Consider the following 12399-nt stretch of genomic DNA (forward strand, 5'->3'; position numbering starts at 1 on the left):
TTGTAATGTATATAGTTGAAAATTATGGATTGGCAGTAGCTCTTTGTTGGGTTACCATGCTTTGCTGGGGTTCTTGGGGAAATACTCAAAAGCTGGCAGCGAAAACTTGGCGGTATGAACTTTTTTATTGGGATTATGTCGTTGGTATTCTTCTCTTCTCTTTGATATGGGGATTTACTCTGGGAAGTACGGGCGAAGCAGGTAGGGGCTTTGTCGATGATTTGCTTCAGGTTGATATCTCTAATTTGGTGAGTGCGTTTTTGGGAGGTGTCATTTTTAATGCATCCAACATTTTGTTATCTTCTTCCATGTCATTGGCTGGTATGTCTGTCGCTTTCCCCGTAGGCGTTGGGTTAGCTCTGGTATTGGGTGTATTTATAAATTACTTTAGTGCTCCTCAAGGTGATGCAACTGTTCTGTTTTCTGGAGTATTTCTGATTGTACTTGCTATTATTTTTAATGGTATAGCTTCTGGGAAAGTTGCTAAAGGAGGAACAGACCAGGCAATGAGGAAAAAAGGGATTATTATAGCTGTGTGTGCAGGTATATTAATGGCATTTTTCTATCGTTTTGTAGCGGCAGCTATGGATTTAGAGAATCTGGAAGCACCGACTGTGGGTATGATGACTCCTTATTCAGCATTGTTTGTATTTGCAGTGGGTATTTTTGTCAGCAATTTTTTCTTCAATACATTGGTCATGAAGAAACCCTTTGTCGGCAAGCCGATTGCGTATAGTGACTATTTCAGTGGAAATGTGAAGACGCATCTTGTTGGAATTCTGGGAGGAACCATCTGGGCATTGGGGACTGCTTGTAGTTATATTGCTGCAGGGAAAGCTGGTGCAGCTATCTCCTATGCTTTGGGACAAGGTGCCACTATGGTTGCTGCCTTATGGGGAATATTTATCTGGAAAGAATTCAAGGGCGCATCTAAGTCAATAAATTTGCTGCTTGTATTTATGCTGATACTTTTCCTTTCAGGCTTGGGGTTGATAATTATATCTGGTGGTAATTAAATTCTTTATTTTAAATAATATACTATGAGACAAAAAAAACAAATGAAAATGTTGGGACTATTGGGATTGTTGGCTGTATTACCAATAATTTCTGCATGTGCGGGAAATAAGGGTTCTGACGAATCTCGAAAAGAAAAAATGGTCCAATCGGTTTCTGTGGTACAGCCTATTACGGGTACATGGATTAATTTAGCCTACAAGGATGTGCGGAATAAGTATACTAATCCACAACATTTCGATAATATGGATCCTAAATTATGGACTGCTAAAGTGCGTGAATTGGCTAACATGGGGATTGAATATTTGGTGTTCATGGAGGTTGCTAATGAAGGGAAAGCATATTATCCGTCAAAGTTGATGCCGTGGTTATATAATGATAAATTGCAAAGCCCCGTTGATGCGATTCTTGACGAAGCTGCCAAACATGGCATGAAGGTTTTTATGAGTACCGGTTGGGCAAAAGATCAGGATGATAATCTGCTTGATCCAGTGATTAAGGAGCGTCAGCTTCAGATTATGGAGGAATTGGCATCTCTCTATAAAAACCATAAAGCTTTCTATGGCTGGTATCTTCCGGTTGAAGATTGTCTTTGCCCTATCTTTGCCGAGCATGCTGTTCAGTCAGTAAATGCATTGACAGAGAAGGCTCATTCTTTGACTCCCGGAAAGAAGACCTTGATTTCTCCGTATGGTATTGGTCTGTCCGAATTTGATCATCCTGATTTTGAGAAGCAGATGGCAAAATTGAAAGTCGATATTATTGCTTATCAAGATGAGGTGGGGTGTGTACGTGACAAATTTACTCTTCCTCGCTTGAAAAAGAATTGGCAAAGGATGCGCGATATTCACAATCGCCTGAATATTGAGATGTGGGCGAACTGCGAAACCTTTACTTGGGAAGAGGGAACCAATGACCGCCAATCTGCTTTGATTCCGGCTGCTTATTCCCGTTTGCTGTCACAGCAGGTAGCGGCTTCGGTTGCTGGTGTCGACAAAATAATTTCGTTTATGTTCGGTGGAATTATCGAAGACCCAAAGTCTGCTTATCAATTGGGACAACCTGTGTGGTCTAATAATTTATACAACAATTATATGGCTTGGAAAGAAGGTGACAGTTTTTGGAAATTATTTGAAGCTACTTTGCTTGACAAGTTGGTCAATTCAGCCAAATCGGAAATGATTGGTAAAGTTGATATGAAGGCACTGGCAGATGGCCGGGTAGCCGAAGAGGATAGTGGGGACAGCCGTTGGGTAAGGTTTGAAAAAGGTCATCATGAGGTAGTGATTGATTTGCAAAAGAATACTTCGCTTCAAAAGGTGCTGGTACGTACTTTGAACTATAATCAGGAAAAGATAGGCGCTCCTTTGAAGGTTTATGTTTACACTTCCCAGGATGGTCAGACTTATAATCTGGCTTCAATAAAGGATGCTCCGTATTTTCCTAACAACAAGCATGATGCTTGGATTGACGCAGTCTTGATTGATAATTTAAAAGAAAAGACACGTTATGTGAAAGTTGCTTTTGACGCTTTGGAAAATGTGTATATGGATGAGATTTTTGTAAATCCAAGTATTCGTTAACCGGGTAATATAATGAAGGAATAATAGGGTCATCCGGAAAATATGAAATATAGTTTGAGATGAATTGATATTATATGGGAATGAAGCCGCCCGGATATGGAAGATGCAGCCATCTTAAACAGATATGTCTAAGTAGAAAAAGTATGATTTCAGGCTAATAGAAACGTCAATTATCGCATTTCATTAATATAATAAAGTGCGATATAAAAAACAATACAATGAAAAAAATCTTAATTTATTAATCCAAAAATGAATCTATGAAAAGATTACACAAAACTATGAATCGAATTGTCGGAGTGCTTTTAATGGCACTTATGATGGTTCCAAGTGGTTTGAAAGCTGAGACGGCAGAAATGCTTCAAACTTCTAAAATTACGGGTGTAGTAATTGACGATTTCGGCGAGCCGATAATCGGTGCTACTGTTCGTGTGAAGAATGCACAGAATGGCGCTGTAACAGATGTTAATGGACGTTACTCTGTAAATGCTACTAAAAATGCGACATTGGTTTTTTCTTTTATTGGCTATAGAACACAAGAGGTAGCTGTTAAGGGTAGGACTACTGTTAATGTAACTTTGAAAGAGGACAGCCAAATGTTGGAAGAAACAGTTGTTATTGGTTATGGTGCTGTTCCTAAAAGAGATTTAACGGGATCTGTATCTTCTTTAAAGAGCGAAGATTTGCTGAAAACAAACCCTGTGAGTGTGAATCAAGGTTTGCAAGGCAAAATGGCAGGTGTAAATGTGTCCCAGTCTGACGGAGCCCCGGGTGCCGGTATAAATATCCAAATTCGTGGTGCCAATTCGTTTACTACCAGTACAGAGCCTTTGTATGTAGTCGACGGTATGCCGTATTCTATGGGTGAAGGACGTACAACGGATTATGGTATGAAACAGAGTAATAATCCATTGAGTACCATTAGTCCACAAGATATATTATCTATTGAAGTTTTAAAAGATGCATCTGCTACCGCTATTTATGGTTCTCGTGCTGCCAATGGTGTTGTGCTTATTACTACTAAATCCGGTGCTGAGGGAAAGGCAAAAGTTCAGCTTTCTGCTAACCTTAGCATCTCTAATCCGGTAAAACGTATTGATGTGCTCGATGCTTGTGATTACGCTTTGTACCGTAATGAACGTATCACGAATGGTCTCTTGTATGACGGTTACTCTGAGGCAGACAGCCAATTGGAATATCCTTTGGTGGGATATTGGGCTCCGGTGAAAGCTCCGGATCCTATTACAGGAGAAATGGTTGTAGTAGGTCAGGAGTATAAGCCAAGTCCATGGGATTACCGGAAGGGTTTTGTCGAAAAAGAAGGAGGACCGGTACGTTATGGAACAAATTGGCAGGATGAAATTTTTCAGACAGCAATAAGCCAAGATTATAATGTTACAGTATCGGGTGGTGATAAGAAAGGTAACTATATGTATTCCGGTGGTTATACTGACCAGCAGGGTGTGATTGTTAATTCTTATTATAGACGTTATACAGCGAGAGCTAACAACAGCCGTAAAATCAATGATTTTTTAGAGTTAGGTACTAACATCAGTTTTGCAACTTCCGATAATCGTTTGGCACGTACCAATAGTGAAACGTATGGTGTAATTCCTGCAGCTATTTCGTTTAATCCTACTCGTCCGGTATTCGATCCCAATAAAGACTCTGGCTTTTCGGAAGATTTCTCTACCGGTTTGGCTAATCCTTATTTGACTGTACATACGGAGAAGAATATCCAAGAGACGTTGAATGTATTTATCTCAAGCTTTGGTGAATTGAAGTTTACCGACTGGTTGAAATTCCGTCAGAATTTTGGTTACGGTTATAGCTATTATGAACGTAATACCTATAATAACCGTTGGACCGGTGCGGGTATAGCTCCTACAAATGGTTATGCAACGAAGTCAGATGATGCTTATGAAAGCATTTCGACAGAGTCTTTGTTGACTTTCAACAAGAAGTTTGGAGTTCATGGCATTAATGCTGTGCTTGGTATGACTTATGAAAACAGCATGTGGCATAGTAAGTGGATGGCTGCATCTAATTTCCCGAACGATATGACTGAAGACAACGTCATTGAAGCAGGAACTAAGGACCGTCGTATGGAAAGTAGTCGTGGAAAGTCTCAGCTGATGTCCTATCTGTTCAGAGCCAATTATAATTTGCTGGACCGTTATTTATTCACTTTTTCTATGCGTCGTGACGGTTCCAGTAAATTGTCAGAGTTAAATCGTTGGAATAACTTCTATTCGGGAGCCGTTGCTTGGCGTTTGTCTGATGAGTCTTTTGTAAAGCAGCTGAATTTCTTCGATGACTTGAAATTGCGTGTCAGTGCCGGACAGACCGGAGGTCAGGGGGTCAGTGCCTATGCTACCCGTTCCCGTTTTGTTGTTTCTAACTACGGTATGGGTGGTTCATTGCAGAGTGGTATGGCAGAATCCCGCTGGGGAGGACCTGCAGCAGCTCTTCTGAAATGGGAGACAACCAATCAGTTTGACATAGGTTTGGACATTGCTTTCTTGAATAACCGTGTTAATTTGACAGTAGATGCCTATTATAAGAAGACAAAAGACCTATTGTTGGATAAGCTTATTCCTATGAGTTCCGGTTTTAGCCGTATTCAGGCAAACTATGGTAATGTAACAAATAAAGGGTTGGAAATTTCCGGTCATTTCATTCCTGTAAAGGCACGTAATTTCTTGTGGTCTATAGATGCCAATATTTCATTCAACCGTAATAAGGTGGGTGGTTTGGATGCCGACCAATATTCTGATGTGGCTTGGGGTATTGAGAACATGTTCTTGGTACGTAATGGTGAGCCTATCGGTACTCTATATGGGTATGTGGAAGATGGCTTTTATGACAATGAGGCCGAAGTCCGTGCAGATCCGTTGTATAGAAATGAGACGGACTCTAAGGTTAAAAGCATGGTAGGTGAAGTGAAATACAAGAATCTTGATGACGATCCTGTAATTGATAATCGAGACCGTCAGATTATAGGTAATACCAACCCGGATTACCAATATGGTATAACCAATACATTGGAATGGAAGAACTGGACATTCAGTTTCTTCTTGCAGGGTACACAAGGTAATGACGTGTTGAATGTCAATCTTAAGAAATTTGATATGGCCAGCGTGGATAATATGCCTTATTTTATTTATAACAATCGTTGGACTGCCGAAAATAGGGCAAATGCCAAATGGCCGCGTGCCAATAGAACCAGTACACGTTCTATGAGGGCATCTGACCGTTACATTGAGGATGGATCTTACTTGCGTTGCAAGAATGTCAGCTTGAGCTACCGTTTCCGCCATCCGATGAAGTTTGTGGAGAGTATTAATTTGGTTGCCAGCGTTTCCAATCTATTTACAATTTCCGGTTATAGTTGGATGGACCCTGATGTGAATTCATTTGGTAGTGACCCTAAACGCAGAGGTGTGGATATGGCTTCTTATCCAAGTGCCCGTACATTTAATTTTGGTGTTCAAATTGGATTTTAAATAATGATGACTATGAAATTTAAGAATATATTAATGGCATTGGGCTTAGGCTCCATGTTGATGACTTCTTGTACGTTGGATGAAGAAGTATATACATTTATTTCAGGTGAAGACTTGTCTGCTGATGGTGAGTATGAACTGTTGGTAAATGGCGCTTACCAACCGTTGGCCTGGATGTTTGAATGGGGTAGTTATGATTCTGCTACTAATTATGATAATGACTATCAGACAGGGCCGGGTTGGGCTTTTAAAGAAACCGGTACCGGTAACTTTTATAACAATGGTAGTATAAATAATGTGTTTGCATATTATTCAACCGCCATTCATCGTGCCAATTACCACTATTATCTGATTGACAAGATGACCAATGTACCTGAGAAAGCCAAGAATAATGCGTTGGGTGAACTTCGTTTTCTCAAGGCATGGTCGGAGTTTGAATTAGTACGTCGTTTTGGTGGTATTCCTTTGTTTAAAACTTCTATTGGTGAAGGTAACAGCAGTTACCAGCCCAGAGCTTCCGTCAAGGAAGTGTATGAGGACATTATAGCCAATTTAAAGGAGGCTGAAACGTTGCTGATGCCTCGTACAGACTCGGATTATAAGAAAGGGCATGTATTTCGTGCGTCAGCCAAGTCGCTGTTGGCTTTAGTCTATGCTACGATTGGTTCTGCTTCGATGGAGAGTGGCAAAGTCATGGTAAAGGGTGGTCCCGGCAAGGTTACGAATCCGGATGGAACAGAATCGGCATTGATGCCTCAGGAAATCTGGCATAACAAGATTCGTCTTCCGGGATATGAAGAGTTCAATTCTCAGGAGTATTACAAACTGGCCAAAGAGAAAGCAGCCGAAGTGATTGCAGAAGGAGAGTGTGTGTTGGCTTCTAGTCAGAAAGAATTATGGAAAATCGACAATAAGAACGGGCCGGAATTCCTGTTTACATTACAGACTTATCCCGAAGGGGATAATCTTGCCGGAAACTATATCAGCGAATCGTATTACGGCTATTGGAAAGAGGATAGAACTCTGGGTTCTGGTTATTATACTTATCGCGATCACTGGCTACAGATGTTCGATGATTGGAAAGATGAACGTATTACATGGGGCATTCTGCACCGTTACCCCGATTCTTATAACGAAGAACTGGGCATTTATACCTGGCGTTACTACCCGTTGCGTGACAGTGTATACGTGAACCGTGAAGAGGCTCCGTATGCCGACCAGGGTATTGGAGCTTATCAGAAGACCGACCAGCCTACGTATGGTGCTTATTACGGTTCTCGTTTTACTAAGTTTACGGCAGTGACGGGTGAAATTGACGGTAATCGTAAAGACTTTAACTGGCCTTTTATGCGTTACGCAGAAGTGCTGTTACTGTATGCGGAAGCTGATAATGAATTGAATGGACCTACCCAAGATGCATTCTCTAAGATTGAATTGTTGAATAAGCGTAACAATAGTACGCTGGTAAGCAAGCGTCATGAGAAGATTCCGTTTACGAAAGAAACTTTCCGTTCGTTTATCTTGGAAGAGCGTGCTAAAGAGTTTGCAGTTGAGGGGAATCGTCGTACCGATTTGATTCGTTGGGGTATTTATTTATCGGTAATGAATGCTATCGGTATGGATGAAAACGGTAATTTGAAGAGACGTGAGGAGAAGCATTGGCTGATGCCCCTTCCGCCCGATGAAATTAACGGTAACCCTTATATTGAGAAAAATAATCCCGGATGGTAATCCTATTTATTAACTATATGATGAAAAATACAATGAAAAAGATATTGAGTTTTAGGAAGATGTATCTCGTCGGTGCTCTTCTTATGGGAATTTCTTGGACATCTTGCTCTGACGATAACGGAGTTGCACTTCCTATTGAACTGACCAATGTGACCACCATTGCTGATATGAATACCACCATTGAAGAAGCTGCTTTGGGGGATTTTATAGCTGTTCATGGAACCGGTTTGGATGTTCATAATATCGATTCTATTTTGATTGATGACATTAAGCTGGATATGCAAGAGGTATATACAGAAGATGATATTCTGTTTATAAAGATACCGGTAAAGCTGGCAACCAAGAAAACCGATAAAATAAGTATTTATAATACGGCCGGTTGTTTTGAAATTCCTTTTAAAACGGTAGCGCCCAATTTAAAGCTTTCCCGCATGTTCAATGAATATACGGCACCGGGTGATACGATTATGATTTATGGAGATTTCTTCAACCTCTATGAAATAGATTCGCTCAATGCTGTTGTCGATTTCAATGGAAAGGTATCTCCGGTCATTAAATCGGCTAATAATTATCTGACTGCTAAAGTACCGGTTGATGTAGATAAGAACATAAAAATTAAAGTGAAAGGGGTGAAGTATAATGTTGAGGCGGTATGCCCCGGACGTTACTACGATTGTGATTTTATGATTATGGACTTTGACGAATATTTGCCCAGTTCTATGACAAATGTGGTGACTGATGAGAAAGATCCACAACGGTTGAGCGGTAACTTCTTGAGAATAGATGATAAATCTGAATATAGCTCTTGGTGGTATATTGCAGAAAGAGGCGATATACCTTATACTGATGATATGTTAGGACTTGAATCATGTAAGAATTATGTGGTGAAATGTGAATTCCGCACATCCAATCAATTCATCAAGGACAGAATAAGGTTCTGTAATTATCTTTATTGGGCTGCTCCCACATGCGATTGGGTTGCTACAGACTTTAATATACAGAACTTCAACCGTTGGGAGACAATTACGTTGCCGTTTAATGTATATTTGTCAGAGGATTATCCGGACTACCATCCAGGTTCGTACACAAGCTTCAATATGCGTTTGGAGATAGATCCTGAGATAGCCCGTAATTTTGCATTCGATAATATTCGTATTTGTAGAAAAGGCGATTGATTGATGTGGTAATTGATCATTACGGATAATGGCCGCTTTTGGGGATTCGCGAATTGTGTTCCGAAGTGAACCCTATTCAGTCGTATACTGATTATAGCCCCTCTCAGAGTGTGCCCTGGAGGGGCTTTTTAAAAACATCGCATGCTGGTAGGGATTATTTACAATAAATTGGATCTTGCAGGCGAGTATAATCTCACTTGATTTTACAAAAAACACAAAGAAATGAAAATTAAAAAATGTGCAGCACTTATGGCTGCAATGTTGATGGGCGCTTGGAGCTTGCAGTCTTGCGACAACGGGCCTACTAAAGAAGTGTGGCTGGATGAATTCGGTCAAGATTCCTGTTATGTTCAGGACTGGGGAATGCTTGAAGTCAACCGTTCCGTAGTACATACTCCGCTTACAGTGAATGGAGTTGTTTATGAACGTGGACTTGGTGCCCATTCCATCAGCCGCCTGCTGTACGATTTGGATGGAAAGGCCGTTTCGATCTCCGGTTTGGCAGGAGCTGATGACAAGAACTTGTTTGCAGGCAAACTTCAGTTCAAGATTCTCGGTGACAAGAAGGAACTCTGGAAGAGTGGAGTGATGCAGAAAGGAGACCCAGTAAAAGAGTTTAATGTAAACCTGAAAGGGGTGGACAAAGTGCTGCTATTGGTAGAAGAATGTGGTGACGGCATTATGTACGACCATGCCGACTGGCTCAATGTGAAGATAACGACTCGTGGCGATGTGAAACCTGTTCCTGCGTGGGCAAAACCGGTGGCAAAGGAGAAGTATATCCTTACGCCTCCTGCTCCCGAAAGTCCGGTCATCAACAATCCGCTGGTCTATGGCGCACGTCCGGGTAATCCGTTCCTATGGTCTGTGATGGCTACCGGCAACCACCCCATGAAGTTTGAGGCCGAAGGGCTTCCGGCTGGTGTGAAATTGGATGCTGTTACCGGTCGCATTACGGGTAAAGCCACAGTAGAGGGAGAGTATAAGGTAACGCTCAAAGCCACCAATGACAAAGGTACGGCCCAGAAAGAGGTAACTGTTAAAATAGGAGATGCCATAGCCTTGACTCCTTCTATGGGATGGAACAGTTGGAACTGTTGGGGGCTTTCTGTGAACGACGAGAAAGTGCGTGACGCAGCCCGCATGATGAACGAAAAACTGCATGCCTACGGATGGGAATACGTGAATATAGATGATGGTTGGGAAGCTGCGTCGCGTACCAAGCAGGGCGAGATACTTTCAAACGATAAATTCCCCGATTTCAAGGCATTGACAGACTATATTCATGGATTGGGCTTGAAGTTCGGTATTTATTCCTCACCGGGACATATCACTTGTGGCGGACATGTGGGCAGCTACCAGCACGAAGAAATTGATGCCAAGACATGGGAACGCTGGGGAGTGGATTATTTGAAATATGACTATTGCGGATATTTGGAGATAGAAAAAGATTCGGAAGAGAAGACTATTCAGGAACCCTATATCGTGATGCGCAAGGCATTGGATAAGGTGAACCGTGACATTGTTTACTGTGTGGGTTATGGCGCTCCCAATGTGTGGAACTGGGCACCGGAAGCAGGAGGAAACCAATGGCGCACTACTCGCGACATCACGGACGAATGGAATGTTGTGACAGCTATAGGTACTTTCCAGGATGTTTGTGCGGATGCTACGGCTCCGGGCAGAAACAATGACCCCGACATGCTGGTTGTTGGCAAGCTTGGTCAAGGCTGGGGAAGCAAAGTGCACGATTCATATCTTACGGCAGACGAACAGTACTCTCATATTTCTTTGTGGTGCCTTCTTTCTTCTCCTTTGCTCATAGGTTGCGACATGGCAAATATGGACGATTTTACGCTGAATCTGCTGACCAACAACGAAGTGATAGCAGTCAGCCAAGACCCCATGGTGGCTCCCGCCAAGAAGATGATGGTAGAGAACGGCCAAGTATGGAGTAAAAAACTGTACGACGGTTCTTATGCGGTGGGCTTCTTCCATGTAGACCCTTATTTCATTCTTTGGGATCAGGAGGATGCTGAAGCTATGCAGATGAGAGAGTATGCTTTTGATTTTGATTTGAAACAGCTTGGCATTGAAGGAAAAGCAATGGTTCGTGACTTGTGGCGACAGAAAGACTTGGGAGAGGTGAACGGCATCTTCCGGACGGAAGTTCCCTATCACGGTGTCACCTTCGTGAAGATTACTCCTGCAAAATAGCAAACTATAAAATAGAGAGACGAATGAAAAAGTTAATTTTATCTTTGTTTTTTTTATCGGCTTTCACACTTCGGGGCTCTGCACAGTTGCAGGGCCTGGAAGTAGTGAAGGTACCGGAAGCACAGCAGCCTTATTCGGGCGAATATATTTATATCCCCGATGTGGAAGGATATAAAACTCTGAAGTGTGATTTTCATACCCACACCATCTTCTCCGATGGAGATATAAAACCTGAAAATCGGGTGTGGGAAGCTGCTATTCGCGGGCTGGATGTGATAGCCATTACCGACCATATAGAATATCGCCCCAATAAAGACTATATCAAGGCCGACCATAACGAATCTTACAAAAGGGCAAAGACTGTAGAGAAAGCTTCCAATCTGATAGTAATTCAGGGAGCCGAGATAACCCGTTCCAAGCCGATAGGGCACATCAATGCTCTCTTCTTGACGGATGCCAATGCGCTGGACGTGGAAGATCCTCTGAGAGCTGTTGACAACGCTTTGGAGCAAGGGGCCTTCATTATGTGGAATCATCCGGGGTGGCCTAACGACACAAGCACTTTATATAATGTCCATAAAGATTTGATTAAGCAAAAAAAGATACATGGAATAGAGGTGGTGAACGGCTTTGAGTACTATCCGAAAGCTTTTAATTACTGTAAGGAATACGGCCTGACATATATGGGAAATACCGATATACATGGCGTTTATAAGCAAACGTATCGTACGGACAAACAAAGTGGACCGATGACGATTGTATTTGCCAAAGAACGTTCTCAGGAAGGAGTGAAAGAAGCTCTCCTTGCCGGGCGTTCGGTAGTGAAGTTCGGGGATATACTGATAGGCTCTGAGAAGAACCTGCTATCTCTGGTCAAGGCGTGCCTCTCTTATGAAGTGAAGGAGGTGAAAGGCAATCAGGCTCTGGTGAAAGTGACGAACAAGTCGACATTGAACTTTGAAATTCTACTGGACAACAAGGCTGGTACTATCCTTGGCAATGCTACAGTAGAGATTAAGGTAAGGCTGGATGATAAAGTAAAGTTTACTACTACACACATCACGGATGATAGCCGGTTGGTGATTGATATAGCATCATTGCGATAGTGGTTTTATAAGACCGATAATCTGATATTTAAGGAACCATTGATTTTGTGTTTTATAATAACTGAAGTTT

Annotated in this window: 7 protein-coding genes; all 7 read left to right on the forward strand. The window is 41.9% G+C overall.

From position 1 onward, the window contains the following. Nucleotides 1-5: 5 nt before the first annotated feature. Nucleotides 6-1016 carry a GRP family sugar transporter gene (locus DWZ67_RS13880; RefSeq protein ID WP_044468844.1) on the forward strand — a complete coding sequence of 337 codons (1011 nt, stop codon included), beginning with the start codon at nucleotides 6-8 and terminating at the stop codon, nucleotides 1014-1016. 24 nt (nucleotides 1017-1040) lie between these two features. Then, entirely contained in the window at nucleotides 1041-2597 is a 1557-nt protein-coding gene (locus tag DWZ67_RS13885) for a DUF4434 domain-containing protein (protein WP_035457588.1), read from the forward strand. 257 nt (nucleotides 2598-2854) lie between these two features. Beyond that, entirely contained in the window at nucleotides 2855-6100 is a 3246-nt protein-coding gene (locus DWZ67_RS13890) for a SusC/RagA family TonB-linked outer membrane protein (protein WP_034528820.1), read from the forward strand. 12 nt (nucleotides 6101-6112) lie between these two features. Next, nucleotides 6113-7831, forward strand: a complete 1719-nt coding sequence (locus DWZ67_RS13895) for a RagB/SusD family nutrient uptake outer membrane protein (RefSeq protein ID WP_009037091.1) — start codon at nucleotides 6113-6115, stop codon at nucleotides 7829-7831. Between the two features lie 32 nt (nucleotides 7832-7863). Further along, on the forward strand, nucleotides 7864-9006 hold the full coding sequence (locus DWZ67_RS13900; RefSeq protein WP_034523353.1) for a glycan-binding surface protein: 1143 nt from the start codon (nucleotides 7864-7866) through the stop codon (nucleotides 9004-9006). A 249-nt stretch (nucleotides 9007-9255) separates the two neighbouring features. Then, nucleotides 9256-11223, forward strand: a complete 1968-nt coding sequence (locus tag DWZ67_RS13905; RefSeq protein WP_207888812.1) for an NPCBM/NEW2 domain-containing protein — start codon at nucleotides 9256-9258, stop codon at nucleotides 11221-11223. A gap of 23 nt (nucleotides 11224-11246) precedes the next feature. Then, complete coding sequence (locus DWZ67_RS13910; RefSeq protein ID WP_005835416.1) at nucleotides 11247-12329, forward strand: CehA/McbA family metallohydrolase; 1083 nt, start codon at nucleotides 11247-11249, stop codon at nucleotides 12327-12329. Nucleotides 12330-12399 lie beyond the last annotated feature (70 nt).

Origin of the sequence: Bacteroides sp. AF34-31BH, assembly GCF_003602795.1 — a bacterium.
Classification (GTDB): domain Bacteria; phylum Bacteroidota; class Bacteroidia; order Bacteroidales; family Bacteroidaceae; genus Bacteroides; species Bacteroides uniformis.

Bases quoted from the DNA above. Each gene is read 5' to 3' on its own strand.
- DWZ67_RS13880 (WP_044468844.1), top strand. From the start codon at position 6: ATGTATATAGTTGAAAATTATGGATTGGCAGTAGCTCTTTGTTGGGTT.
- DWZ67_RS13885 (WP_035457588.1), top strand. From the start codon at position 1,041: ATGAGACAAAAAAAACAAATGAAAATGTTGGGACTATTGGGATTGTTG.
- DWZ67_RS13890 (WP_034528820.1), top strand. From the start codon at position 2,855: ATGAAAAGATTACACAAAACTATGAATCGAATTGTCGGAGTGCTTTTA.
- DWZ67_RS13895 (WP_009037091.1), top strand. From the start codon at position 6,113: ATGAAATTTAAGAATATATTAATGGCATTGGGCTTAGGCTCCATGTTG.
- DWZ67_RS13900 (WP_034523353.1), top strand. From the start codon at position 7,864: ATGAAAAAGATATTGAGTTTTAGGAAGATGTATCTCGTCGGTGCTCTT.
- DWZ67_RS13905 (WP_207888812.1), top strand. From the start codon at position 9,256: ATGGCTGCAATGTTGATGGGCGCTTGGAGCTTGCAGTCTTGCGACAAC.
- DWZ67_RS13910 (WP_005835416.1), top strand. From the start codon at position 11,247: ATGAAAAAGTTAATTTTATCTTTGTTTTTTTTATCGGCTTTCACACTT.